We start from the raw sequence: 24,518 nt of genomic DNA, 5'->3' as shown, positions 1-24,518 counted from the left end.
ATGGATGTGAAACTGTGATTATTAGTATGGCAATCCTGCTAATCCTCCTTGGATGTTGGCTGAATGGTCGTAAAAAAGGCTTAATTGCCATTATGATTTCTTCCGCAACTTATTTACTTGGTTGGGTAGTTGCTCGTCTCGGCGCTAAATCGTTAGGATTAGTACTTAGTAATATCTTACCATCAATCGGTGAACATGAGGCTTCCGCGACGGGGAGTACTTTTTCAAGTATGCTTTCGATCAGTAGTAACCAGTTTTTTTATAATGGGATTGCCTTTTTTATCATTTTTTATGGGATTACCTTTTTTAGCCGCTGGTTATTAAAGCGCGTGAGTTTTTTAAAACGGGTTCCAGTTCTTGGTACCGTGAATGGTTGGGCCGGCGGCATCCTAGATGTCGTGGTTGGTTACCTGATTATTTTTATGGTATTAATGGTTTTTCAACTCTGGCCAGGGAGTTGGTGGCAAGAACAACTTGCTAATTCAGGCTTAGCACAATGGATTATTTTAAAAACTCCTGGATTAGCTGAAAGTGCAATTCATTGGTTTATGTAGGGAGATAAGTCATGAATAAAAAAATTTTTGAAATCTTAGAATATGATAAATTAAAACACCGGGCTGATAAGTATTTAGCAACTGCGGCCGGTAAAGAAGAGTTGGCAGCTTTAGAACCACAAACCGAATTGACAACTGTTCAAAAGATGATTGAGGAAACTACGGATGCAATGGACATTATTCGGTTGGTAAGCCCACTGCCAGTACCAACTTTGGCAAATATTCAACCGCAATTGAAACGATTAAGGATTCAGGCCAGTTTAAATGGGACGGAATTGGCGCAGATTGCTAAAGTATTACAGGCAACGATGGCCATGAATAATTTCTTTGATCGTCTCCGTGATGATGAAGTAGAGTTAAAACAACTGTATGGTGTGGTGGAGCAATTGGTAACGATTCCGGATGTCACGCAACGTCTTTTAAAGTCTGTTGATGAGGACGGCCGCATTAAAGATGAAGCTTCCAGCAAACTACATGGTCTTCGCCAACTGATTACGCAGACAGAAAATGAGGTCCGGCGTGCGCTGGAAAAGTATACTCGCGGGCGAGAAGCAAAGTATTTGAGTGACACAATCATTACAATGCGTAATGACCGCTACGTCATTCCAGTTGAAGCACATTATCGGAGTCGCTTTGGTGGTGTTGTTCATGACCAAAGTGCGAGTGGGCAGACGCTGTATATTGAACCACAAAACGTGGTGGAGATTAACAATCGCTTACGTCAAGCTCAAATCGAAGAACGTCAAGAGGTCCGGCGGGTGTTAGCGGAGTTATCGGGATTGATTGCCCCTCACCGCGAGGAAATCGCTAATAACGAACGTTTATTAGGTCACCTTGATTTTGTCAATGCCAAGGCCCAATTGGCCAATGAAATGGCGGCGACGTTACCGATCATTAATGATACTGGGATCATCAACTTGAAAAAGGCGCGCCACCCGTTAATCGATCCCCAAAAAGTGGTAGCTAATGATATTCAGTTGGGAAAAGATTACCGGACGATAGTCATTACCGGGCCTAACACTGGTGGTAAAACCATTACCCTGAAAACACTGGGGTTAATCCAACTAATGGGGCAATCAGGTTTCTTTATCCCAGCGACAGATGGTAGTCAGATTACGATTTTCGATAATGTTTTTGCCGATATTGGTGATGAACAATCCTTGGAACAAAATCTATCGACATTCTCTGGCCACATGGAAAATGTTAAGCACATTTTGGAACAAATTACCGAACGTTCTCTGGTTCTACTTGATGAATTAGGGGCCGGAACTGATCCAAAAGAGGGGGCCGCACTGGCCATGGCAATCTTGGAGCAACTTCAACGGGTCGGTTGCGAGGTTGTGATTACGACTCACTATCCAGAATTGAAGGTCTATGGGTTTGAACATGACAATACCATTAATGCCAGCATGGAATTTGATCAACAAACACTCCAACCAACCTACCGTTTGATGCTTGGCATTCCAGGGCAATCAAATGGGATCGCAATTGCGCAGCGATTGGGATTAGCGCCAGCAGTAATCAAGGACGCTAGTTCGTTGGTTGAGGACGATAGCCAGGAATTAAATGCCATGATTGGTGAGTTAGTCGAACAAAGCAAGCAGGCGCGACTGAATCGTGAAAAATTGGAAGCCCTGGTGGCTGATAATCAGCAAAAGCAGACTGAATTGAACCAAAAGTTGGAACGTTTTAATGAACGTCGCGATGACCTCTTGGAGAAAGCTCGCGTCCAGGCCAATCATGAGGTGGCAGATGCCAAACGCAAGGCGAATAAGATTATTCATCATTTACGTCAATTAGAGGTTCAAGGCGGACGTCAGGTTAAGGAAAACGAGTTGATTGATGCCCAAGGAGCCTTGAATGCGCTGCACCGGGATCCGCGGCTGAGTAACAATAAAGTCCTTAAGCGGGCCAAACAAAAACACCAACTGAAAGTTGGTGATGCAGTGAAAGTGAAATCTTACGGGCAAGTCGGGACCTTGGTTGGCCAACGTGGTAAGCATAAGTGGGAAGTCCAGTTGGGAATTTTGAAGATGGAAATTGATGATCAGGACCTCGAAAAAGTTTCCAAAAAGGAGCTGGCCAAGAGCGATCAAGAACGGGTTGCTAAACCCCGGCGGGTTCGGACGGTGCAAACTCGCCACACGTCTGCTCGCTTAGATTTGCGTGGGCAACGGTATGAACCAGCAATGGCCAATTTATCTAATTTTATTGACCATGCTTTACTAAATAATCTACCAAGTGTCACAATTATTCATGGTAAAGGGACTGGCGCCATTCGCAAAGGAACCCAGGAATATCTACGTAGCAACACGCGGGTTAAGTTGTTTGAATATGCGTCGCCTTCAAACGGTGGCGATGGTGCCACAATAGTTTACTTTGAATAAGTAAGCATTTTTGATTGTTTTTCCGGGTACTTTTCGGTAAAATAGATCATAATCAATTATTTACAGGAGGTAAGGATCATGGCTGTAGCAGTTACAACTGACAAGACTTTTGAGCAGGATACGGCGTCTGGTGTTAACTTGGTTGACTTTTGGGCAACCTGGTGTGGCCCATGTCGGATGCAATCGCCAGTGGTTGAAAACTTATCTGAAACAATGGGTGACCAAGTTGGTTTTTACAAATTAGATGTGGACCAAAATCCTGATACTGCGAAAAAGTTTCAAATTATGAGTATCCCAACGTTGTTAATAAAGAAAGATGGTGAAGTAGTCGATAAGGTCATCGGTTACCACTCTAAGGAACAATTACAACAAGTCTTACAGCAATACCTGTAAGTTCAGAAAAGGCTGAGCATTGTGAAGTGCTCAGCCTTTTAATTTGTTGCTGGTTTTGCTTGCGAATCTGGTTTTGAATCAGCATCACGGTGAAGTTTAATGAATTCAACGATCTCCGTTTCCTGTTGATTAACGTTTTTTTGTGGATCGTTTTGAGCAAAGATGCGTACTTCTTTATGTTTGATGCCGTCAATTTCCGCTTCAGTGACCGTGCCTAATTGAAACTCTAGTTCTTGAGCAATGAAACCTGCTTCGAGAGTGAATGAGGTGTGCTCCTTGTCGATTGCGAGGCGTTCTTCAACAACGGGACCACTGAGTTTAAAGGTATGCTGAAGTGGAGAATTCTTGATCAATTCAAGCTTACCAAAACCCAGTTGCTTAGTTAATAGTACCAGGTCATCAATAGATTGAACCGGGTATTCGCGGGCCAGGTCCTTACCGATCCAGTACAAAATACCATCAGTTTCTTTGCCTAAAATTGCGGGTAATAACACATCCCTGATTGTGGCCCCAATAAACCCGCGTTTACTGTTAATTAATTGATCATACCGCTTTTGAGTCATCCTAAATGTAATCCTTCCATTTCAAATCAATTAACATTATAACGAAAAAACCAAGAAAAGTGCGACTAATTAGTAATTCTTTTCTAGAAACGATATAATTAAATCAAAAATTAAGTTGATCCCTTTAAAGGAGGTAATTACGATGGATAATCGACCAATTGGTGTAATGGATTCTGGATTAGGTGGTCTTTCTGTGATCAGAATTATGCGGGAGCAATTACCACATGAGTCCATTGTGTTTGTAGGTGATCAAGGACATTTTCCTTATGGAGTACGGACCCAAGAAGATGTTTGTCATTTAGCCTTGAACATTGGTAAGTATTTGTTAACGCATGACATTAAAATGATGGTAATTGCTTGCAATACGGCAACTGCAGCATCATTACCAACTTTGCAAAAAGAACTGCCGATTCCTGTCATTGGGGTAATTAAGCCGGGAGCGACTGCAGCTTTAGAGCAACCCAAGCATGATCGCATTGGGGTAACGGCGACTGAAGGGACGATCAAAGCTGGTGCTTATCCCAAGACAATTCACGAATTAAATCCGGATGTGACGGTGATTGCCAAGGCTGCTCAACCGATGGTCAGCATCGTTGAACATAATGAGGTTGGCACGCCAAAGGCCCAACAGGTGGTTAATGAACAATTAGGCATTTTTAAGGATAAGCATGTTGATGTCCTCATCTTAGGATGTACACACTTTCCATTTTTGTCCAAGGAAATTAGTAATTTACTGCCAGATGTAACGCTAGTTGATCCGGCACTGGAAACTGTTAAGACGGCTCGGCAGATGTTGACGGATACCGATCAACTTCATGATCATGAAACCACCCACACGATGAAGCTTTACAGTACTGGTGATTTTAAAGAATTACAAGTTGGCGCAGAAAAGTGGTTACCAGGAGATCGCTTCACCTGCGAACATGTTAATATTCCAGGAGATTAATTTATGAAAACTATCGTGATTGCGACAAATAATTTAGGAAAAGCGCGTGAGTATGGTGAGATGTTTGCGCCCCTTGGTATTGCAGTCAAAACGCTGCGTGATTTCCCGCCATTTTCCATTGATGAAAGTGGCCAAACTTTCGAAGAAAATGCACTGATCAAAGCACGAACCGCTGTCCAACGTCTTCGGTTACCGGTCCTGGCGGACGATTCTGGTCTGATGGTGGATGCATTAGATGGTGCACCGGGGGTGCATTCGGCACGTTATGCTGGGGACCATGATGACCAGGCAAATAATCGCAAATTATTGCGTGAATTAGCGGGGGTTGATGATTATTATCGGACTGCTCATTTCCACACGACGATTGTTGGCTTGAAACCAAATGGTCGGCAATTAATCACAGAAGGCCAGGTGGATGGCCATATTCTACGGAATCCTCAAGGCGAAAACGGCTTCGGCTATGATCCACTGTTTTATGTTGATGAACTTGGGTGTGCAATGGCAACCTTGACTGATCGGCAAAAAAATGCCGTTAGTCATCGAGGACGCGCCTTGGCCAAGTTCATGGATCAATTTAATAATTGGTGGTTAGGCTAATGAAAGTGCTATTTGTTAGTGATAATCATGGTGATGAGGCAATTTTAGAGCAAATTCGGCAGACTTTTGGTAATCAAGTTTCTGCGCTATTTCATTGCGGTGATTCAAATTTGGCTTCCCACCAACCAGGGATTCAGGGTTACCAGACAGTGATTGGTAATACTGATTGGGGATTAGATTATCCACAGGTCGTTACTGAACAAGTCGATGACCAGGTCGTTACCGTTACTCATGGCCATTTGTATCAAGTAAACATGACGTTGACTCCCCTTTTATTGTTAGGTCAGGAAACCCATGCGGATATTATCGCTTATGGGCACACCCATCAGTTAGCGGTAACGATGGAAGAGCAACGATTGTTTATTAATCCTGGCAGTATTAGTTTTCCGCGGGGAACATATACTGGGATTGGCGGAACCTTTGCAATCGTTGATGCCAATTCCCAACGCTTCATTGTGCAGTATTATGACCGCCAAATGCATGCAGTGCCTGATTTACATTTTAAATTTGAACGGTAGTGAAGAGCCTTCCAATTGTTAGTCAAGATACTAACGATTGTGAGGCTCTTTTTTAATTTTTGTTAATAATGTAATCGCTCGCATGAAAGGCCTTGCATATTTATCAATCGGTGATAGGATAGAATTATCATTTAAGTAAACGCTTACATGAAATTAATTGTTACCGCCGTGTTTCTACTTTAGAGAGAGGTTTTGACTTATGGAGAACAATCATTGGTGGAATAATTCAGTAGTTTATCAAATTTATCCGAAGAGTTTTCAGGACACCAATCATGATGGTGTCGGTGACTTACGAGGGATTATTGAACACCTGGACTACCTTAAAAAGTTAGGGGTCGATATTATTTGGCTCAATCCCATTTATGAATCACCACAGGTTGATAATGGATATGATATTAGCAATTACAAGGCTATTAACCCGACATTAGGGAATATGGACGACTTTCAAGAACTGATTGATGGTATTCATGAACGCGGAATGAAATTAGTAATGGACCTGGTTGTCAACCATACCTCTGATCAACATCACTGGTTCCAAGAATCGCGGAAGGGAAAGGATAATCCTTACCGTGATTACTACATTTGGCGTGACGGAAAAGATGGTCAGGAGCCGAATAACTGGGGTTCTTATTTCTCTGGGGCGGCTTGGAAGTACGATCAACAATCAGGACAGTACTACCTGCACCTCTTTGCTCCTCAACAACCAGACTTGAATTGGGAAAACCCGAAAGTTCGGCACACGGTTTATGACATGATGAATTGGTGGGCTGCTAAGGGGGTTGATGGCTTCCGGATGGATGTGATTAATCTCATCTCCAAACCGGCGGGGCTTCCAGACGCTCCCCAGAGTGGTGATGAAAAATACGGTAATGTTGAACCATTAGTCTCCAATGGTCCACGGATTCACGAATTTCTGCAAGAAATGAACAAGAATGTGATGAGCAAGCACAAGATGGTGACGGTCGGTGAAACTCCGGGAGCGACGCCTGATGACGCAAAAAAATATGCTAACCTGGATAACTCGGAGTTGAATATGGTTTTCCAGTTTGAACACATGGGACTAGATAGCAATCCTAATCCGGCATTGGGAAAGTGGTTTGATCAAAAGGCAAGCTTGAAAGACTTACGGGCTAACCTCACCAAGTGGCAAGAAAAATTATACGGGATTGCTTGGAATTCGCTGTATTGGAATAATCATGATCAACCACGGGTTGTATCACGGTTTGGTAATGATCAAACCGAGGATTACCGGGTTAAATCAGCCAAGATGTTGGCAACGATGATGCATATGATGCAAGGGACCCCATATATTTACGAGGGAGAAGAAATTGGAATGACGAACGCATACTTCCCAAAGCTGGAAGATTACGTTGACCTCGAATCCATCAATGCTTATCACCAATTAGTGGATGACCAGCATTTGCTTGATGGTAAGACGATGATGAAATATATCGCCCTTCATTCACGTGATAATGCACGGACACCAATGCAATGGGATGACAGTGAATATGCTGGCTTTTCTGATCATCTGCCATGGGAAAAAGTAAATCCTAATTATAAGCAAATTAACGTTAAGAAAGCATTAGCAGATCAAAATTCAGTCTTTTATTACTATCAAAAGTTGATTGAGTTGCGCCATACCTTACCAGTGATTACGAATGGAAAATATGCCCTAGTTCCTGGTAATGAAGACGATGATGCAATTTTTGCCTACACGCGGCAAAGTGACGAGACAACCTTGCTTGTCATCCTGAACTATACCGACCAAGTTGTGGAACGCCATTATGATGTTCCGACAAAGGCTAAATTACTAATTAGTAACTATGCGGATGACCAAGGAAATACCATCCGACCATATGAAGCCAAAGTTTACCAATTTTAGAGGGGTGAATTTTTATGGATAAAGCAGCTAAACACACGGCAACCAAGCAGGTTGATCTTGATACGGGGATGCCAGACCTACCTAAGAAGGAATTATTTGCGATCACATTCGCATTTTTGGGGATTAACATGGCGTTCTCTTTACAGAGTTCGCAAATGAGCAGAATTTGTCAAACAATTGGTGCCAACCCAAATAATTTAGGCTTCTTCTTCATCTTCCCACCATTGATGGGGATGATTGTTCAACCACTATTAGGTAAGATGTCAGACCGGACGTGGAATCGTTTTGGCCGGCGGATGCCATACCTTTTATTTGGGACACCGATTGCTGCCCTGGTGTTAATTATGTTGCCATTTTCTGGTTCGATGGGCTTTGGCTATGGTTCGCTAGCAGCAATGATTTACGCCGCCACGGCAGTTTGCTTAATGGACTTATTTAGTAATATTTGTATGCAGCCATCACGAATGGTTGTTGGTGATATGGTCAACAACAAGCAGAAGAACTTTGCTTGGTCGTGGCAACAAGTTTTCTCCAATGGTGGGGGCATTTTGGCAACGATTCTACCATTCATCTTTACAATGTTTGGTATGTCTAATACTGCTAAGCGTGGAGTGGTTCCGAATACAGTTATTTGGTCTTACCTATGTGCAGCGGCGGTTTTACTGATCACTGGTCTCTGGACAGTCTTTAATGTGAAAGAATATGATCCACAAACTTATGCTAAATACCACCACATTGACCCCCAGGAGAAGGATAAGTCAGTCAGTCTCTGGGAATTAGTAAAAAAAGCTCCCCGGGCATTCTGGGAAATTAACCTGGTTCAGCTCTTTAGTTGGTTTGCAATCATGTATGTTTGGACCTACACTACGGGAACCTGTGCCCGGAACATTTGGCATACCTCAGATGTTTCATCAGCAGGGTACCAAGCTGCGGGTAACTGGTACGGAATTTTAACTGCTGTTTACAGTATTGCCGGAATTGTTTGGGGATTGATTTATGCCCATGCGAAAGCTGGCTCACGTAAAAAGTGGTATACTTTTGGGATGATTATTGGAGGCATTGGTCTGATTTGGATGACTTTTGTTACTACCAAGACAACTTCAATTATTGCAATGATTATGTTTGGAATCGGCAACTTTAGTATCAACACCATTCCGTTTACTTTACTGACATCTTCTTTGAACGGTAAAAATGAAGGGGCATACTTAGGCCTCTTCAATGTTGGAATTTGTGTACCACAAATTGTTGCTTCGTTGTGTAGTTTCTTCCTTTTCCCAATGGTTGGGCATAATCAACCAATGATGTTATTAATTGGTGGAATTTCACTTCTGCTTGGTGCCTTTGCGGTTCAAGCAATCCACGAAGGGGTAACTGTCAAGGAAGGCTAAGTGACCGTTCTTGACTAATCGTAGGAAAGAGTCTGTGACATAATCCCTGGAAGATAGCTGTAACACGAACGGCGCAGTACAATAATGGGCTCCAACATCCGGTAAAACCGAATGCTGGAGCCCTATTGTTGCTTTCCCGCAAGGGGACTAGCTACGCGTCGACGGGGGCGTGACTACGAAGTCGTAAACGACTTCTGTCACGCCCCCTCTTTTGGGTTATTGAGCGATTTGCAATGGTAATTTCATATCAAGAATATCCATGATCGTGGCCAGCACGCCATCATCATTATTTGATAACGCAGTGGTATGGTGGGCTGGCAACTTAATATCGTCGGCCGCGTTGCTCATTGCGAAGCTATTTTTTGTCATCGCAAGCATGCCAAGGTCATTTTCGTTGTCACCGAAAGTCACGATCTCGTTGGGATCGTCAATCCCATAAATTGTTTGCAAAGTTTGAATGGCATTCCGTTTAGTAGCCAGGGCATTCCCGATTAATTCACAATTATACCCAGAATTTTCCATTAGCAAGTTGGCTGGTAGGTGTTGGTCAAGCTTGTTATGGATGTCGTTCAAAGTTAATGAATGAGAAAAGCAAATGGTAATTTTAGTAAAAATTTCGTCTGGAAAAGTTTTGAAAACGTTGAGTAACGAAGGAACTCTGGTAATTTTTTCATAGTAAATTTTCATTCGGTCATAATCGTCATTGCTCATCGAAGCATCGACATATGATCCGTGAACTCCAGACACCACTAATTGATCAATGTAATCAGTTAGTGATGTCCGATGGAGAACAAATAAGAGGCTATTCAGGTCATGAGGAGTAAGTGGAATATAGTCGATCAGGCGATTGCCAATGTGGGTAACGGAACCGTTTTGCGAAATAAATCCTAAGTGATCTTTGAATTCATAAAAATCTCGCTTTAAACGTGGGTAGCTGGATCCACTCGCTAGGACAAACTTAATCCCCCGAGCGCGCATTAAAGCGAAGGCGTAAGAAAACAAATTCCGGTTAAAGGTATGGTGATCATTTAAAAAGGTCCCATCCATGTCCGTTACAATCATTTTGACAGTCATGAGGTTCATCTCCTATTCAGTTAGATGAATGCCTCCCCGGGCAAGTGCTTTCAGGTAGACACTCAGTAGTTGTGATGTTAATTTTGCTTGTTGGTTGGTTGGCATGTTTACGGCAACGCGAAAAACTAATTTACCATTGACATCTACTGGTCCAATAATTTCTGGCGTTGCCACCAGCTCGGCTTGCTCGGTCTGCATGATCTGTTGATTCTCCTTTGTAATGATTACTTTCACTTTTTCAAAATTAGCATTCGTTGGAATATTAAGGTCAATGTTGACTAAATGAGAATGGCGCGAAAAATTTTTAATGATGCTGATGGAGCGGTTCGGGATAAAATTAACTGTGCCATCAGGGCTCAATAATCTCGTGGTCCGTAATCCCAACGCAGTGACAGTTCCTTTAATATTGTTGATTTCAACTAAGTCACCAACATCAAGTTGTTCCTCTAAGAGGATAAAGAATCCATTGACGACGTCACTAACGAATCCTTGAGCACCAAGGCCTAACGCAATACTGAAGATTCCTGCTCCAGCAATTAAGGTGCCAACTGGAACGCCAACAATGGAAAGGATGGCATATAAATAGCAAAAATAGGTGATATAGCGAAAGAGATTTAAAGTAATTGTCCGAAAGGTTTCCGCCCGTTTGAAGCCACCAAGAATTTCAATTCGTCGGGTTTGTTTGAAAATGGAATTGATGATCCACTTGCCGACCCATAAAATTATGGCGAAGACAATCGTGGTGAAAATTAAGGTTCCTGACTTATGGATAAAGTTGTCACCAACTTTAAACCAGTTAATGTCAGTAATTGTTTTTTGAAAATGCTTCGAATATGTGCTCAACTGAGAGTTCATTGCAAATAACGGATCCTTATCAAATTAATTTTGTCACTTTTGGAAAAGTGTTTGTATTTGATAGTATAATAGCAAAATTTCCGGGAAATGCCAATGGTTTGCCCGATTTTTATATTCGTGATATTCTGTTTTCAAAGGCTTCAAGGAGGAAAGAATATGACTATTGGACAAATTGCTGGTTTGATCGCAGCCATTGCTTTCGTGGTTTTAGTGCTGTGGATCGGTTGGTTCTTGACTAAATTGGTTAAAAATTTAGCTGATTTATCTCACAATATTAATGATTTAACGAATGAATTAGATAATGTTCTTACTAATACTAATGAATTATTGGAGGACGTTAATGATAAGGCAGAAATGATTACGCCGGCTGTGCAAGCAATCGCCGACGTTGGACAAAGTGTTTCTGATATTAATGATGCCTCACGTAATTTTGTGGATAGAATCAATCAGCGGCGTCAAAATCGTAGCGCAGTTTCCAAAGTGGTAACGAGCTTTGGACAAGCGGCAGCATTAGGGCTGTTTCATCGTTTTAAGACCCGAAAACAAAATGATCGTCAAAATTAATCAAGGAGGAACAATGTCATGGGTAAGAAGTTTTTAGCTGGTGTGACGTTAGGGAGTTTAGCAGGATTGGCAGCCTGGACATCTTTAAAACCGCAACAACAAAGGGAATTAAAAGAAAAAGTCTCTGCAACTGCGTACGAAGCCCTCGATTTTATTACTGATTATTCGCTGAACGCATTAGATATTGCCGATGCGATGATTCATGATTATGGGGTTTCGGAAAAAGTTGCTAATTTAAAGGAAAAGGCTCACGAAAAGAAAACTCAATTGACGGACCACTTTGTTAGCGATGATTTTGATGAACAAACCGCTAACTTACGGGCAGCGTTAAAAAAGGCTAAAGATGACGAAAATGATGATATCATCATTGATCAAACAACTGCAGAATAAAATTATTTTAGAAGAGGTTGATAAAACATCAGCCTCTTTTTTAGTGATGAGAAAGTTTGAACTTTCAATGTTTTTTTGGTATATTCTTCTTTGATGAAAATAAATGAAAACAAATCATATCAATAAAGAAAGGGCTTTTTGTTATGGAAAAACAAACTATTACCATTTATACGGTCGCTAGTGAAGCACACGTTTCAATGGCAACTGTTTCGCGGGTTGTGAATGGCAATCCGAATGTTAAACCTGATACGCGGAAGAAAGTCTTGGAAGTTATCAAGAAATTGAACTATCGCCCCAATGCAGTTGCACGCGGATTAGCAAGTAAGAAAACGACGACCGTTGGTGTTGTGATTCCTGATATCACCAATAACTACTTTGCCAAACTAGCACAGGGAATTGATGACATCGCCACAATGTACAAATACAACATGATTTTGACCAATTCTGATGCTGACGATAAAAAGGCAATCCAAGTTGTGCGGAGTATGTACGCAAAGCAAGTTGATGGGATCATTTTTATGGGCCACGACGTGAGTCAAGAATTACAAGACGAATTTAAGAATTCAACGGTACCAGTTGTTGTGGCCGGTTCTGTCACTAATGATGCAAGTTTACCAGCAGTCCGGATTGATTACGAAAATGCAACTAAGGAAGCGACGGCGCATCTTTTAAAAGGCAATCAAAAGGTTGCTTTAATCATTGGTAGCAAAGACACGACGATCAATGCTAAATACCGGATCCCTGGTTATCAATCAGCCTTAAAAGAGGCAGGAATTCCTTTTGACGAACAAACGATTTTTGAGGCTCATGATTCATATGATGAAGGATATTCATTAGCTGAACAAATCATGCAAAGTGGTGCCACTGCTGCTTTTTCTAGTGATGATGGCATTGCAGCTGGTGTTTTGAACGGGCTGTTTGATCATAGTGTAAAAGTTCCTGATGATTTTGAAATTATTACGGGGAATGATACACAATTGGCCACAGTAACTCGGCCAATGATGTCAAGCATTACTTTACCACTCTATGACATTGGGGCAGTTTCAATGCGGTTGTTAACAAAACTGATGTCTGGTGACGATGCAGATGCTGAAGCGGATGCTGAAAAAGACGAAAATAACGTTATTTTGCAGCATGGTTTTGTTAAGCGTCAATCAACTAAATCGTAGGTGATTCAATGCCATCACGAATGGAATATCGCCAACAAGTGCAACCGGTAGAAACTCCTAAACATCACTGGGGTACCACCATTATCGGTGCACTTGCGGTTGTGTTACTGGTGATCTGCGCGCTGGCTAAGGCAACCGTTCTAAATGAAAAGTTTGTAGAGCAACAGGTTACTAGTTCTGCAGTTAGTGCAGAAGTTAAAAATGATCTCAACGCTAGCTTGGCTAGTTATGGATTGAGTGGTGGGGTGATTACTACTAAGCAAACAAGGCAATTATTAAAACAAGCTACTCGGCAAGTTTATCAGGGGAAACGACTGCATTTAGATATGAGTAGTGTCTCCAATAGCTTAGAAAATAAGGCTGTGGGGGTTCTTTCAAGCTATGGAGTATCTTCGTCAGTGTTAAGTAGTTTGCCAACGGGTTCTGTTAATGACCAAGTTTCAACCATTATTAATAATCGAATTAATAGTGAGGCCATTACCAATTTAGAAAACGGTTTGCGATTAGGACGACTGCTTAACTTAACAGGGTTGATTATTAGTATCATCATTTTGATGTTGATTGTAATGCGGAGCTGGTTTACGAAGACCTTAGTTCGTGATTTTCGTTGGATCACCTTACTTGGTGGCTTGGGAAGTGCCCTGTTGTTAGTATCCGCTCGACCGGTAATCCACAGTTTACAAGTTGATTACGCCTCATTTTCTACGGTGATCAATCAAGTAAGTAACGCGATTTTAAAAGTTGGCTGGCAAATGGTGATCGTTGATTTAGTTTTGGCCATTGTTTTATGGATGGTTAGTTTGTTTTTGCGCGGGCACAGGTCTTGAAATATCTGATTTCATTTGGTAAAATCTTAATGTTTACGTATCAAATAATAGAAAAGAGGAGTTAGTTCATGTCAGGACATTCAAAATGGCATAACATTCAAGGACGTAAAAACGCCCAAGATGCTAAGCGTGGCAAAATCTTTCAAAAAATTTCTCGTGACTTATACCAAGCCGCTAAAGCAGGTGACCCTGATCCCGACAACAACCCTCAATTGCGTCTGGTGATGGATAAGGCACGGGCAGCAAACATGCCTAAGCAAAATATCCAACGGGCCATCGATAAAGCAACTGGTGCTGGTGGCGCCAACTTTGAAGAAACAACTTATGAAGGCTACGGTCCTGGTGGTGTAGCTGTCATGGTCTTTTGCTTGACTGATAACAAAAACCGGACTGCTGCTGCTGTTCGTTCTGCCTTTACTCATTCTGGTGGTTCCCTTGGTGCTAGTGGATCTGTTTCTTACATGTTTAACCGTCAAGGACTCATTGAAATTCTTCGTGATGGTTTAGACACTAGTGAAGATGATATGTTAATGGATGCTTTGGATGCCGGAGCTGATGATATGAAGGCAACGGACGAAAAGTTCCAAATCTTCACTGACCCAAGTTCAATGACCAGTGTACGAGATGCACTTCAAGAAAAGGGTTATGAATTGGACACTGCTGAAGTCACGATGATTCCAGAAAACAAGACTGAGGTTCCTAGTGATAAGGTTGGCCAATACCGTCACTTGATTGAAGAATTACAAAACAACGATGATGTTGCTGATATTTACGAAGCAGGATTTATCGCTGAAGACGAAGAAGATTAATTTAATATTACCCGTCTTAAAACTGTCAAACTTTTAGTTTGGCAGTTTTTTTTTCGTACATTTGAGAATTTTTACCGTCTTTAAAACATGAGGAGGTGAGTTTTAATGAATCCCGAAAAGTTTGTACAACAACAATTTACGGTAATTTGCCAACAACAAGTAACGGATGCCTATTTATTACCGATGGGGAATCGATATCGTTTTTTGTTTAACCATGGTCAGGAGGTAAGTGATGAACAAAGTCTTTCTCCTGATTTGGGTCAGAAAATCATTACGTATTTGAAATATCAGGCTAATATGGCGGTTAGCGAACACCGGCGTCCGCAAGCCGGGGCCTGGCGATGGCAATATCAAAGTCACCAGATCGATATTCGTTTGTCAACCGTCGGTGATTTTCAAGGCCAAGAATCGTTAGTTTTGCGGTTTATTTATCCGCTGAATTTACGAGAGTATCGCATGGTTGAACCAGGTCAGTGGACTAAATTACAACAATTGACGATTGGTCAAGGGCTATTACTATTTGCGGGTCCAATGGGGTCTGGCAAAACCACCACAATGTATCGACTGTTGAGGGAACAAGCAGTAGATAAAGTAATTTTGACAATTGAAGACCCAGTTGAAATTACAGAACCGCGTTTTGTTCAATTACAGGTAAATACAATGGCGGGGATGGATTACCCAGCTCTACTACACCTGGGCTTGCGCCACCGACCGCAAGTATTAATTATTGGCGAAATTCGTGACGCCGCAACCGCTCAGTGTGCAATTGAAGCGGCCTTGAGTGGTCATCTTGTTTTAGCAACAATCCATGCCAAAAGTGCACGGGGAGTTGTACCACGGCTGCGTCAATTAGGGATAGCAGATTATTATATTGATCAAGCACTTTTGGGAGCTTGTTATCAAAGAATTATTCCTGTGCAAGGTCGTCGTCAACGAGCAGTATTTTTTGATCTTCAAAGTGCTGACGAATTATTGAAGGGAAATGGAGGCGGAATTAGTGAAGCATGGCAGACAACATTGCAAAAGCTCTACACTGAAGGCCAAATTACGGCCGAAGTCAAGAAAGCGTTTTGGAACGGGTAAGTTTAAGTTACAGCACCAACAGGAATGGTTTGGTTTGTTAACAGAGTTGTTAGACACGGGCTTTTCATTAAAGGAAGCCACAGCTTTTTCCAAAGTTTTATTACCACACTCTAAGTTAGTAATTAATCAAGTTAGCCGTTCACTGGAGAAAGGCAATTCATTGGCATTATCATTACAACCGTGGATTTCGGTGGACACATACTATCAACTGTTATTAGCAGAACAACATGGGCAACTGCAACAAACGTTACAGCATTTTGCTTGTTATTTGAAAATGCGCAAAGACCAATTGACGAAATTAAAACACCTATTAGAATACCCAATCATGTTATTAGGATTACTGACGATCATGATTGCAATGATGACGGTTTTTGTCTTTCCGCAGTTAGCTGAAATCCGGCCTGAAGCGACAGGCAATTTTTGGCAACCAGTGTTTAAAATTATGGCGTGGATTAGTGGCGCTGGAGTGACATTTGGCATTTTTAAAATGATTGAATTTTATCGCCTCACTAAACTTGAACAGGTTCGTTCTCTCTGTCGAGCGCCGATTATTGGTGGGATAATTCGAAATTATTATGGCTATTATCTGTGTAGTAATTTCGCAATTTTATTGACGGAAGGAATTTCAACTCAACAGATGATTAAAATTTGTAACTGCTTTGATAAATGTTCATTGCTGTATCAACTGAGTCGGAAAATAGCATCGTTAACTGTCAACGGACAAGATCCCACGCAACTCATTCACCAAGAAATGTTTTTGCCGGATGAGTTGGCAATTATCATTCGGCAAGGCGCTGACAATCAAAAATTAGCTCAACAAGTCCAATCGCTTTCCGAACAATTATTTAAAAGGTTAATTTATAAATGTGAACAACGCTTAATATATGTGCAACCGGTAGTTTATCTAATTATCGCAATCGTAATTATTAGTCTCTACCTTCAAATTTTAATGCCAATTTATCAAACAGTGCAGGTGATTAAATGAGAAAAAGAAAAGGATTTACATTACTAGAAATGACCATTGTTTTATTCATTATTAGTTTATTAATTCTAATTGTGATCCCTAACCTTGCTAAACAAAAGAGTGGCGCTACCAAGGTTCATTCGCGAGCGATGGTCAATGTCATTCAAACTCAAGCAGACTTGTATGAAAATGAAACCGGTCGGGCGCCAAGGACAATCAATGAATTGTACCAGGAACATTATCTAACGGCCGCCCAAGTTAAATCGGCCAAGAAAAATAATATTAAGATCCAAAATGGCCAGGTTAGTCGACAATGAAGCGCCAGGGTTTTACCTTTGTGGAGTTAATAATTGTATTGGGAATTGTTACGCTAATTGGATTATTAGGAACATCACGAATCACGCTAACCTACAGTCGGTGGCAACACGCAAGATTTTGGAATGAATTTAATCAAGAGTGGCAAGCTGCTCAAGCACGAGCACAAAATTGGCAGCAGGCAACGCGGATTGATTATGATCAACAGCGACGAGAATTTGTGTTTGCTTCGAATCATTACCGTGAAAAAATTACGGTTCCATCCCGGTTGAGGGTGGCAGACGTCAATGACACAATTATGAAATCATCTGGATATATTCATCCGGATACTTGGCGATTTGTTGATCAGCTCAGTCAGCAAGAAGTTTTGGTGAAAATCCAATTAGCAGGGGGAGGATATCGGATTGAAAAGCACCGGCTTTATCTTGAGTGAACAAATTGTAGCTCTGGCGATTATTGTCATGGCGGTGATGATCTTTACAATCACGACGCGAGGCTTAATAAGCCAACAACAGCGGATGCAAGATCGGTTAGTGGCTGCTCGCTTAGTGAAAGAATATGTTTACTCACATCATACTTCCACAGTTTCTGGTTATTCTGTTCATCAAGATAGTTCGCGAGTTATTGAAGTGTGGAAAGATCATCAGAAAGTGTTGGAGCTTAAGGCATGAAAAAGAGTTCTGGATTTACGCTACTCGAATGCGTGATTGGCTTATTGGTGGTCCTGATGATGACATATTTGGTTGTACTGACGGTGCCATGTCTTAAAAGAAGTTCGGATACAGCAGCGGGAATTGATACGGACTGGTATTTATGTTTGCAAAGGTTAGAAAGTCCGCAATACGCTTTTAGTGTTCAAAAAGTGACACATCAGCGGTTAATCCTACTGAACCAAGTTAATCATGAGACTTACATAGTTCAGGGAGGAAGGCAGTCGATTTTTTTAAAAACTGCCCAGGGAGGTTATTTGCCGCTGCTAGTTAACTGTTCACCAGGCTCGTTACGTTTTGATCAAATTGATTCACAGAACGTTAGAATCGAGTGTCAATTAAAAAATGGAGAAAGAAAAAATGCACTACTTAATTTCGCAGAGGAAGGGTAGTATGTTGGCTTTATCAATTATATTGTTAGGATTATTTTGTGGAGTGATATGCTATTACCAACGTTATTTAGCACGTCAAGAATTGATTAATGATCAGCTTACTGAACAATGGTTAGCAGAAAGCATGGTAAAATTGGCCGGTGGAAATAATCAAAGATTTAACTTGGGAAATGTTAAAAAGGTAAACATCAACGAGTGGATTGTAACCATGAATTCTGGTACTAAAGTTAGGGTTGTGAAGTGAATCAAACTTGAATTTCATAGTCTGAATGGGTAAACTTAAGATTGTGAATTTATAATGGAGGGAGCGATCGTAGATGGGAAAGACGCCCGAGCAATTATTCGAGCAGTTTGATCACGCAACGGAGTTAATTCAAGCGGATCTCTCTTGCTCGTACTTGGATGCTTTCTTGGAAAATGCCGAGAATATCGTTGATAATGGCAAGGTTCGTGTTGAAGATAGCTTACCAAAACCCGACACGGTCAATGAATTAACTCAGATTTATCAAAATTTGGATTTAATGCAGGAGCCACGTGAAAATGTACGTCGCCTTCTTCAATTAGGTTTACTAAAGGTAATACGAAAGGATGCAATTCAAGCAAACCATCAGATGACTCCTGATACAATTGGGATGTTGATTGCATATTTGATTGAGCACATTGTTTCTTTCAAGCCTGATCAACCATTAAAGATTTTTGATCCAGTAGTTGGTACTGGTAATTTGTTGACTACGGTGATTAATCACTTATCCACCATTTCTAAGCAAAAGATTGAAGCCTTTGGTGTTGATAACGATGATTCGATGTTGGCTGTCGCCAGCGTTAGTGCTGATCTTCAGCGACTCCCCATCCAACTGTATCATCAGGATTCAATTTTGAATCTTGATATTCCTCAATCAGACTTGGCGGTTGCTGATCTGCCAATTGGCTACTATCCGTTAGACCAAAATGTTGCCAACTACGAAACCAAAGCAAGTGAAGGTCATTCGTATGTTCATCATCTACTAATTGAGCAAACGATGAATTATTTAGTTGCGGGGGGCTTCGCCTTCTTTGTTGTGCCAAGCAATTTATTTCAGACAAAGGAATCAGCAACCTTTGTGAAATGGATTCATTCGGTTGCATATCTGCAAGGCTTTATTAATCTGCCAACTGATATGTTTAGTAATCCCGCTTCGCAAAAATCAATTTTAGTGTTGCAAAATCATGGTGCTGAAGCGAAGCAAGCTCAACAAGTATTACTAGGAACGTTTCCTTCTCTCAAAGATCAGAAAGAATTTCGCAAATTTTTGGGAGAGATTAACCAGTGGGTTAAAACGAGTTTGAAGTAGTTAAAGGAGAGACAAAAATGTCAAAAACAATTGCAGTTAATGCTGGTAGTTCAACGGTTAAGTTTAAGCTTTTTGATATGCCAAGTGAGAATGTGGTTGCCGAAGGCTTAATTGAACGGATTGGAATGGATCAAGGTCACGCCAAAATTAAGTTTGGTGATGGACAGGTTCATGAAGATACGCGCAAGTTTGCCGATCACGGAGAAGCCGTCCAATATTTATTGGATCAACTAATCGCTTTGAATATTGTGGAATCATATGATGAAATCACTGCTGTTGGTCACCGGATTGTCGCCGGCGGTGAATTCTTTAAAGATTCTGCTGTCATTGATGATGATGTAATGGAAAAAATTGATGAATTATCTGAATACGCTCCATTACATAACCCGGCAGAATTAGAAGGAATTAAAGCTTTTAAGAAGGTTCTTCCAGATGCCTTTGCAGTTGCTGTTTTTGATACTTCTTTCCACTCTGATATGCCAAAGATGAACGCTTTGTACAGTGTCCCATACGAATGGTATGAAAAGTATGGTGCGCGTCGTTATGGTGCGCACGGTACTAGTCACCGTTACGTTGCTCAACGAGCAGCTAAGATGCTTGGTAAACCAGTTGAAGATCTGAAGTTAATTACTTGCCACTTGGGAGCTGGTGCATCCATTACTGCAATTAAAAATGGCAAGTCATTCGATACCTCAATGGGCTTCTCCCCACTTGCTGGAATTACTATGGCAACTCGTTCTGGTGATGTTGATCCATCACTGGTTAACTTTATGGAACACAAGTTGGACATTTCGAGTGATGAAATGATCGATATTCTTAACCATAAGTCTGGTTTGCTAGGAATTTCAGGTGTGTCTAGTGATATGCGGGATGTTCAAAAGGCAGCAGATGAAGGTAATAAACGGGCACAACTAGCATTGGATATTGATGAAAATACCATCGTTAAGTATATCGGTGCATATTTAGCTGAATTAAATGGTGCGGATGCGATTGTGTTTACTGCCGGAGTTGGTGAAAACGATAAAGAATTCCGTCAAACGATTGGTGACCGGCTTTCATTCTTTGGGGTTGGGGTAGATCCTGAAAAGAATGATGTTCGGGGAGTTGAACGTGACATTTCTTCTGCGGATGCCAAGATCAAAGTATTATTGATCCCAACCGATGAAGAATTAATGATTGTTCATGATATCGAACGGTTAAAGAAGGCCGCTAAATAATGTTTGTAATATTCGGCTTTAATTGATAATCTTTTTATTGGGGGCGAGACTCAAAAGTCATTCAGGCTTTAGTCTCGCTTCTTTGCGTAAGGAAGTGCTCAAAATTGATGTATGTAACCTCTGATACTCATTTTTTTGATGAAAATCTGTTAGGAATGGATCGGTTTGCGCCAAGACCTTTTGAATCCGTTACTGACATGAATACCAAAATTATTAATGATTGGAATCAACGTGTTACGGATTCTGACATTGTTTACCATTTAGGGGATATTGCTGTTAACTATACGAAACCACCACGAGTTGGCGATGAGCAGGTCTTCAAGGTTTTACAACAACTGCACGGCCGGTTAGTATTGATTAAGGGCAACCATGATCGACGAGATTTATTTAAATATTTGGCGCAGCATAACTATTTAGTTCATGGACAACCAAAATTTGAATTTCATGATGTTGGTAAACTGATTAAGTATAATCATCAACAATTATATATGACGCATTACCCAATGATGTTGGGAATTGCTCCACAAATTTTAAATTTACATGGGCACATTCATCACTATATGGTTCCAACGGCAGGAAACATTAACGTCGGTGTTGATGCTCCTGAATTAGATTATTTAACACCGAAGCCGGCCTTCGGAACACCAATCTTACTTCGTGAAGTTGATGAAATTGCTCATCGCAAGGCAAAACTTTTTGATCAACAGAAAAATAGTTAGGTGGCTGATTATGAATAGGGCAAAAATACAAGACTATATTGATCAACGAACAGAGGAACGTCGTGGTGTTTACCATGCCAAAATGGAAGATGAGCAACGTTTTATCATTAATAATCATCCTTATGAAATTGTGAAGGATGATGATCACTCATTTGACCTTGATAAATTTACTGATCGGTTTAGCATGATTTTAAGCAAATTTGATTATTTGGTCGGTGATTGGGGATATGGTCAGTTAAGATTACGGGGGTTTTACAGCTCGGATAATCCGTTATATGTTCCAGGCCGTGGAACCGATACAATTCAAGATTATTTATACGAGCAGTGCAATTTTGGCTGCAAGTATTTTATTATCCATAATCTAGAAGTGAATATTCCCCGTCATTCCAGGCGTCGTCGAACTAAGTCACGGCGTCGGCGCCGTTCGGTAGGGTACCGTGAAAAAAGAGTTCCATTAAAAGAGCCTAATTTAAAACAGCGGCATCATCAGGAAGTTAAGACTGTTGAACGTAATCGACAGCGACGCTTTGTTATTAAAAAACGTGGTGAGTAGGGATGAAGAATTATTTAGCTTATTTTATTGATTTAGATGGCACAATGTATAAGGGAAAAGAACAAATTCCCGCGGCTTCCCGCTTTATTAGTCGTCTCCAGTCACATCATAAAAAGGTGGTGTTTGTGACTAACAATAGTACACGTACTCCTGAGGACGTTGCCGCAAATTTGGCAAATAATCATGATATTAGTGTAGATGCTAGTTGTGTGTACACGACTGCCTTAGCGACAGCTGACTATTTAGATAAGAATGCGGGTGCCCATCGGCGTGTTTATGTTATTGGTGAGTCTGGATTGAAAACTGCCTTACAAAATTGTGGCTTTTTACTTACTGATGATCATCCTGATTATGTAATCGTTGGATTGGATACCCAGGTAACTTATCAAAAATTCGAAACGGCAGTGTTAGCAATTCGTGGTGGCGCTACTTTTATCGGTACGAATGCAGATAGTAACCTGCCCAATGAGCGTGGAATGGTCCCTGGTGCGGGGTCACTAGTTGCACTGGTCCAATATGCCACTCAACAGCGACCGTTGATGATTGGCAAACCCGAAAAAATTATTATGCAAATGGCGTTAGAACGTTATGGATTTAGTGTCGACGATGTGATCATGGTCGGTGATAATTATAAAACTGACATTTCTGCGGGTATCAACGTTGGAATGGACACTTTATTAGTTTATACGGGACTTTCCACTAAAAAACAGGTTGCTAAAGTAAAGACTAAGCCAACTTATGAGGTAGATACGTTAGATGATTGGCAAATTGAGAATATTTAAGGATAATTTGGTGGCTCTGTTAACCATCGTGGCGGGAATGTTAACTACAATTGGTCTTAGCTTTTTTGGTGTTTTGCTAGGATCTGGATGCTTAGTGGAGGTTCCATCACACGGTTTGCTGATCAGCCATCGTGCGTTGTTGCATGATTATTACCGTTTGGTTTGGTATTTAATTGGTTTTTCCAATAGACAGTTTAATTTCAAAGCAATACAAATGAGTGAGGCTGCGCAGGCACATTTTGCAGATGTGCAAGGCTTAATAACGATTGGAGAGATTTTGACAGTATTCGCTGTGGTCATCTTTGTAGCATTGTTTGGTTATGAAAAAGAGAGGTACCAGTTGTGGAGACTGGCACCTCTCTTTATCCAAATGATGATATTTGAATGTGTAATTATAGTGATGGTATTGATTAGCTTTCAGGACAGCTTTTTGTGGTTTCATTATCATGCCTTTCATAACTTAAATTGGATTTTCAGTCCTTATTCTGACCCGATTATCTTAGTATTAACTAATCAGTACTTTTTACACTACTTATTGGGTTGGGCAGCGGCTTGTTTAGCTTTGCAGGTGGCACTGCTTTTATACATTAAACACTTAATCTACGTCTTCCTCAACCGGTGAAAGCTTTGATTTAATTGCCCCGACAACAGCAGGAATCAGAGTGACCACAATAATGGCAATGATGATTAATGAGAAGTGTGCTTGAACGAATGGTAAGTTGCCAAAGAAGTATCCTGCACCACAGCAGATTAGTACCCATGATAAACAGGCTACTAAGTTGTATCGAATGAAATTTTTATAGGGGAATCCAGAACCGGCAGCGGCAAATGGTGCAAACGTTCTAATAATTGGCATATAGCGAGCTAAAATAATTGCTGGAGCACCATGCCGTTCAAAAAATCGCTCAGTCTTACGGAGACTTTTCTGGTCGATTAATTTGTTAAACCACGGATGTTTAGATAGGGATTGGCTAAGCTTGCTTCCAATTAGAAAGTTTAATGAGTCGCCACCAATACAAGCTGCTAAGAAGACGAGAATGAAGATTTCAATGCTCAGGTGGTATCGTGGATTGGCGGATAGCGCCGCCGCCGCAAAGAGCAGTGAGTCACCGGGCAAAAAAGGTAGAATTACTGCCCCGGTTTCGATAAAAATCACCAAAAAAAGTAGCAAGTATGACCAGTTGCCAAAGGTATTTACAATTTGAATGATGTGTGAATCAATGTGTAGGATAAAATCAATTAAAAAACCCATTAATAATCTCCTTCAATATAGTAATAACTAAATTTTAAATCCATCAAGAATTTTAACAGCACTGCGTTCTAAAGTGAAGTTTGACTTATGAACTTAATGAATTGTCAAACTTGTTGTAATCTGGTAAGTATTTCTGAATGTGGACTTTTTTAGATGAGTTGATAGATATAGTACGTGTTTTATTGACTATAAGCTAGCTATAGTTGATGATTGTCCAGCTTTAGAAAAAAGTTCAAAAAGATTGCGAAAGTTTGTTGACAACTGTTAGTAATCACTGGTATATT

Annotated in this window: 30 protein-coding genes; 26 read left to right on the top strand and 4 right to left on the bottom strand. The window is 40.9% G+C overall.

Translation table 11 applies throughout. From position 1 onward, the window contains the following. The first annotated feature begins 14 nt into the window (after positions 1-14). The 3 genes from NFR43_RS05300 to trxA all read left to right on the top strand — a co-directional run bounded on the left by NFR43_RS05300 (position 15) and on the right by trxA (position 3,334). Positions 15-554 (top strand): CvpA family protein, encoded by a 540-nt coding sequence (locus tag NFR43_RS05300; protein WP_251547182.1) that lies wholly within the window; start codon positions 15-17, stop codon positions 552-554. An 11-nt stretch (positions 555-565) separates the two neighbouring features. Next, positions 566-2,941 carry an endonuclease MutS2 gene (locus NFR43_RS05295; RefSeq protein WP_251547180.1) on the top strand — a complete coding sequence of 792 codons (2,376 nt, stop codon included), beginning with the start codon at positions 566-568 and terminating at the stop codon, positions 2,939-2,941. Between the two features lie 78 nt (positions 2,942-3,019). Continuing rightward, positions 3,020-3,334 (top strand): thioredoxin, encoded by a 315-nt coding sequence (gene trxA / locus NFR43_RS05290; RefSeq protein ID WP_251547178.1) that lies wholly within the window; start codon positions 3,020-3,022, stop codon positions 3,332-3,334. A gap of 38 nt (positions 3,335-3,372) precedes the next feature. Here trxA and NFR43_RS05285 read toward each other — a convergent pair whose 3' ends face one another. Beyond that, positions 3,373-3,897 (bottom strand): YslB family protein, encoded by a 525-nt coding sequence (locus NFR43_RS05285; protein WP_251547176.1) that lies wholly within the window; start codon positions 3,895-3,897, stop codon positions 3,373-3,375. 142 nt (positions 3,898-4,039) lie between these two features. On the opposite strand from NFR43_RS05285, the gene murI reads away from it, so the two are divergent. From murI to NFR43_RS05260, 5 genes are all read left to right on the top strand, one after another. Continuing rightward, complete coding sequence (gene murI, locus NFR43_RS05280) at positions 4,040-4,843, top strand: glutamate racemase (RefSeq protein WP_251547175.1); 804 nt, start codon at positions 4,040-4,042, stop codon at positions 4,841-4,843. Positions 4,844-4,846: 3 nt separating this feature from the next. Further along, positions 4,847-5,440, top strand: coding sequence for an XTP/dITP diphosphatase (locus tag NFR43_RS05275; RefSeq protein ID WP_251547173.1), 594 nt, complete (start codon positions 4,847-4,849; stop codon positions 5,438-5,440). Then, complete coding sequence (locus NFR43_RS05270) at positions 5,440-5,958, top strand: YfcE family phosphodiesterase (RefSeq protein WP_251547171.1); 519 nt, start codon at positions 5,440-5,442, stop codon at positions 5,956-5,958. The genes NFR43_RS05275 and NFR43_RS05270 overlap by 1 nt, the downstream gene beginning before the upstream one ends. 199 nt (positions 5,959-6,157) lie before the next feature. Beyond that, on the top strand, positions 6,158-7,840 hold the full coding sequence (locus tag NFR43_RS05265; protein ID WP_251547170.1) for a glycoside hydrolase family 13 protein: 1,683 nt from the start codon (positions 6,158-6,160) through the stop codon (positions 7,838-7,840). 14 nt (positions 7,841-7,854) lie between these two features. After that, on the top strand, positions 7,855-9,228 hold the full coding sequence (locus NFR43_RS05260) for an SLC45 family MFS transporter (RefSeq protein WP_251547169.1): 1,374 nt from the start codon (positions 7,855-7,857) through the stop codon (positions 9,226-9,228). 216 nt (positions 9,229-9,444) lie between these two features. On the opposite strand, the gene NFR43_RS05255 is transcribed toward NFR43_RS05260, so the two are convergent. Further along, entirely contained in the window at positions 9,445-10,302 is an 858-nt protein-coding gene (locus NFR43_RS05255; protein ID WP_251547168.1) for an HAD-IIB family hydrolase, read from the bottom strand. A 12-nt stretch (positions 10,303-10,314) separates the two neighbouring features. Further along, positions 10,315-11,145 (bottom strand): mechanosensitive ion channel family protein, encoded by an 831-nt coding sequence (locus tag NFR43_RS05250; RefSeq protein ID WP_251547167.1) that lies wholly within the window; start codon positions 11,143-11,145, stop codon positions 10,315-10,317. Between the two features lie 168 nt (positions 11,146-11,313). Between NFR43_RS05250 and NFR43_RS05245 the strand changes: the two genes are divergently transcribed. The 18 genes from NFR43_RS05245 to NFR43_RS05160 all read left to right on the top strand — a co-directional run bounded on the left by NFR43_RS05245 (position 11,314) and on the right by NFR43_RS05160 (position 23,604). Continuing rightward, entirely contained in the window at positions 11,314-11,721 is a 408-nt protein-coding gene (locus NFR43_RS05245) for a DUF948 domain-containing protein (RefSeq protein ID WP_251547166.1), read from the top strand. Positions 11,722-11,739: 18 nt separating this feature from the next. Further along, positions 11,740-12,111 carry a hypothetical protein gene (locus NFR43_RS05240; protein WP_251547165.1) on the top strand — a complete coding sequence of 124 codons (372 nt, stop codon included), beginning with the start codon at positions 11,740-11,742 and terminating at the stop codon, positions 12,109-12,111. Positions 12,112-12,254: 143 nt separating this feature from the next. Then, positions 12,255-13,280 (top strand): catabolite control protein A, encoded by a 1,026-nt coding sequence (gene ccpA, locus NFR43_RS05235; protein WP_251547163.1) that lies wholly within the window; start codon positions 12,255-12,257, stop codon positions 13,278-13,280. 8 nt (positions 13,281-13,288) lie between these two features. After that, positions 13,289-14,107, top strand: a complete 819-nt coding sequence (locus NFR43_RS05230) for a hypothetical protein (RefSeq protein WP_251547162.1) — start codon at positions 13,289-13,291, stop codon at positions 14,105-14,107. 68 nt (positions 14,108-14,175) lie between these two features. Continuing rightward, a complete protein-coding gene (locus NFR43_RS05225; RefSeq protein WP_251547160.1) occupies positions 14,176-14,916 on the top strand; it encodes a YebC/PmpR family DNA-binding transcriptional regulator in 741 nt (246 codons plus the stop codon). 105 nt (positions 14,917-15,021) lie between these two features. Continuing rightward, on the top strand, positions 15,022-15,999 hold the full coding sequence (comGA, locus tag NFR43_RS05220; protein ID WP_251547158.1) for a competence type IV pilus ATPase ComGA: 978 nt from the start codon (positions 15,022-15,024) through the stop codon (positions 15,997-15,999). Then, positions 15,914-16,984, top strand: coding sequence for a type II secretion system F family protein (locus NFR43_RS05215; protein ID WP_251547156.1), 1,071 nt, complete (start codon positions 15,914-15,916; stop codon positions 16,982-16,984). The genes comGA and NFR43_RS05215 overlap by 86 nt, the downstream gene beginning before the upstream one ends. Next, positions 16,981-17,280: a competence type IV pilus major pilin ComGC gene (gene comGC, locus NFR43_RS05210; RefSeq protein ID WP_251547154.1), complete on the top strand. Its 300-nt coding sequence runs from the start codon at positions 16,981-16,983 to the stop codon at positions 17,278-17,280. The genes NFR43_RS05215 and comGC overlap by 4 nt, the downstream gene beginning before the upstream one ends. Positions 17,281-17,318: 38 nt before the next feature. Continuing rightward, positions 17,319-17,711: a hypothetical protein gene (locus tag NFR43_RS05205; RefSeq protein WP_251547152.1), complete on the top strand. Its 393-nt coding sequence runs from the start codon at positions 17,319-17,321 to the stop codon at positions 17,709-17,711. After that, on the top strand, positions 17,683-17,949 hold the full coding sequence (locus NFR43_RS05200; RefSeq protein ID WP_251547151.1) for a hypothetical protein: 267 nt from the start codon (positions 17,683-17,685) through the stop codon (positions 17,947-17,949). Before NFR43_RS05205 ends, NFR43_RS05200 begins: the two co-directional genes overlap by 29 nt. Further along, a complete protein-coding gene (locus tag NFR43_RS05195) occupies positions 17,946-18,380 on the top strand; it encodes a ComGF family competence protein (RefSeq protein ID WP_251547150.1) in 435 nt (144 codons plus the stop codon). The genes NFR43_RS05200 and NFR43_RS05195 overlap by 4 nt, the downstream gene beginning before the upstream one ends. Before the next feature lie 4 nt (positions 18,381-18,384). Beyond that, on the top strand, positions 18,385-18,624 hold the full coding sequence (locus tag NFR43_RS05190) for a hypothetical protein (RefSeq protein ID WP_251547149.1): 240 nt from the start codon (positions 18,385-18,387) through the stop codon (positions 18,622-18,624). Between the two features lie 73 nt (positions 18,625-18,697). Continuing rightward, positions 18,698-19,711: a class I SAM-dependent methyltransferase gene (locus tag NFR43_RS05185; RefSeq protein ID WP_407658141.1), complete on the top strand. Its 1,014-nt coding sequence runs from the start codon at positions 18,698-18,700 to the stop codon at positions 19,709-19,711. Between the two features lie 17 nt (positions 19,712-19,728). Further along, positions 19,729-20,928: an acetate/propionate family kinase gene (locus NFR43_RS05180; RefSeq protein ID WP_251547147.1), complete on the top strand. Its 1,200-nt coding sequence runs from the start codon at positions 19,729-19,731 to the stop codon at positions 20,926-20,928. A 104-nt stretch (positions 20,929-21,032) separates the two neighbouring features. Beyond that, complete coding sequence (locus tag NFR43_RS05175) at positions 21,033-21,647, top strand: metallophosphoesterase (RefSeq protein ID WP_251547146.1); 615 nt, start codon at positions 21,033-21,035, stop codon at positions 21,645-21,647. A 10-nt stretch (positions 21,648-21,657) separates the two neighbouring features. Then, positions 21,658-22,200, top strand: coding sequence for a YutD family protein (locus tag NFR43_RS05170; protein WP_251547144.1), 543 nt, complete (start codon positions 21,658-21,660; stop codon positions 22,198-22,200). A gap of 2 nt (positions 22,201-22,202) precedes the next feature. Further along, the gene (locus NFR43_RS05165; RefSeq protein WP_251547142.1) at positions 22,203-22,982 is read left to right on the top strand and encodes a TIGR01457 family HAD-type hydrolase; all 780 of its coding nucleotides are present in this window, start codon (positions 22,203-22,205) and stop codon (positions 22,980-22,982) included. After that, entirely contained in the window at positions 22,957-23,604 is a 648-nt protein-coding gene (locus NFR43_RS05160; protein ID WP_251547139.1) for a lipoprotein intramolecular transacylase Lit, read from the top strand. The genes NFR43_RS05165 and NFR43_RS05160 overlap by 26 nt, the downstream gene beginning before the upstream one ends. On the opposite strand, the gene NFR43_RS05155 is transcribed toward NFR43_RS05160, so the two are convergent. Next, the gene (locus NFR43_RS05155) at positions 23,578-24,234 is read right to left on the bottom strand and encodes a VTT domain-containing protein (protein WP_251547137.1); all 657 of its coding nucleotides are present in this window, start codon (positions 24,232-24,234) and stop codon (positions 23,578-23,580) included. The two genes, NFR43_RS05160 and NFR43_RS05155, sit on opposite strands and share 27 nt — an antisense overlap. Positions 24,235-24,518 lie beyond the last annotated feature (284 nt).

It is taken from the genome of Limosilactobacillus caecicola, assembly GCF_943192935.1.
Lineage (GTDB): Bacteria > Bacillota > Bacilli > Lactobacillales > Lactobacillaceae > Limosilactobacillus > Limosilactobacillus caecicola.
The sequence above is the reverse complement of the archived record's forward strand: the minus strand, read 5'-3'. Positions and strand labels throughout refer to the sequence as shown.

What these genes read in the sequence shown, in the direction of transcription:
- NFR43_RS05295 (WP_251547180.1), top strand. Translation starts at nt 566, where the DNA reads ATGAATAAAAAAATTTTTGAAATCTTAGAATATGATAAATTAAAACAC.
- trxA (WP_251547178.1), top strand. Translation starts at nt 3,020, where the DNA reads ATGGCTGTAGCAGTTACAACTGACAAGACTTTTGAGCAGGATACGGCG.
- NFR43_RS05285 (WP_251547176.1), bottom strand. Translation starts at nt 3,897, where the DNA reads ATGACTCAAAAGCGGTATGATCAATTAATTAACAGTAAACGCGGGTTT.
- murI (WP_251547175.1), top strand. Translation starts at nt 4,040, where the DNA reads ATGGATAATCGACCAATTGGTGTAATGGATTCTGGATTAGGTGGTCTT.
- NFR43_RS05275 (WP_251547173.1), top strand. Translation starts at nt 4,847, where the DNA reads ATGAAAACTATCGTGATTGCGACAAATAATTTAGGAAAAGCGCGTGAG.
- NFR43_RS05270 (WP_251547171.1), top strand. Translation starts at nt 5,440, where the DNA reads ATGAAAGTGCTATTTGTTAGTGATAATCATGGTGATGAGGCAATTTTA.
- NFR43_RS05265 (WP_251547170.1), top strand. Translation starts at nt 6,158, where the DNA reads ATGGAGAACAATCATTGGTGGAATAATTCAGTAGTTTATCAAATTTAT.
- NFR43_RS05260 (WP_251547169.1), top strand. Translation starts at nt 7,855, where the DNA reads ATGGATAAAGCAGCTAAACACACGGCAACCAAGCAGGTTGATCTTGAT.
- NFR43_RS05255 (WP_251547168.1), bottom strand. Translation starts at nt 10,302, where the DNA reads ATGACTGTCAAAATGATTGTAACGGACATGGATGGGACCTTTTTAAAT.
- NFR43_RS05245 (WP_251547166.1), top strand. Translation starts at nt 11,314, where the DNA reads ATGACTATTGGACAAATTGCTGGTTTGATCGCAGCCATTGCTTTCGTG.
- NFR43_RS05240 (WP_251547165.1), top strand. Translation starts at nt 11,740, where the DNA reads ATGGGTAAGAAGTTTTTAGCTGGTGTGACGTTAGGGAGTTTAGCAGGA.
- ccpA (WP_251547163.1), top strand. Translation starts at nt 12,255, where the DNA reads ATGGAAAAACAAACTATTACCATTTATACGGTCGCTAGTGAAGCACAC.
- NFR43_RS05230 (WP_251547162.1), top strand. Translation starts at nt 13,289, where the DNA reads ATGCCATCACGAATGGAATATCGCCAACAAGTGCAACCGGTAGAAACT.
- NFR43_RS05225 (WP_251547160.1), top strand. Translation starts at nt 14,176, where the DNA reads ATGTCAGGACATTCAAAATGGCATAACATTCAAGGACGTAAAAACGCC.
- comGA (WP_251547158.1), top strand. Translation starts at nt 15,022, where the DNA reads ATGAATCCCGAAAAGTTTGTACAACAACAATTTACGGTAATTTGCCAA.
- comGC (WP_251547154.1), top strand. Translation starts at nt 16,981, where the DNA reads ATGAGAAAAAGAAAAGGATTTACATTACTAGAAATGACCATTGTTTTA.
- NFR43_RS05195 (WP_251547150.1), top strand. Translation starts at nt 17,946, where the DNA reads ATGAAAAAGAGTTCTGGATTTACGCTACTCGAATGCGTGATTGGCTTA.
- NFR43_RS05185 (WP_407658141.1), top strand. Translation starts at nt 18,698, where the DNA reads ATGGGAAAGACGCCCGAGCAATTATTCGAGCAGTTTGATCACGCAACG.
- NFR43_RS05180 (WP_251547147.1), top strand. Translation starts at nt 19,729, where the DNA reads ATGTCAAAAACAATTGCAGTTAATGCTGGTAGTTCAACGGTTAAGTTT.
- NFR43_RS05170 (WP_251547144.1), top strand. Translation starts at nt 21,658, where the DNA reads ATGAATAGGGCAAAAATACAAGACTATATTGATCAACGAACAGAGGAA.
- NFR43_RS05165 (WP_251547142.1), top strand. Translation starts at nt 22,203, where the DNA reads ATGAAGAATTATTTAGCTTATTTTATTGATTTAGATGGCACAATGTAT.
- NFR43_RS05160 (WP_251547139.1), top strand. Translation starts at nt 22,957, where the DNA reads ATGATTGGCAAATTGAGAATATTTAAGGATAATTTGGTGGCTCTGTTA.
- NFR43_RS05155 (WP_251547137.1), bottom strand. Translation starts at nt 24,234, where the DNA reads ATGGGTTTTTTAATTGATTTTATCCTACACATTGATTCACACATCATT.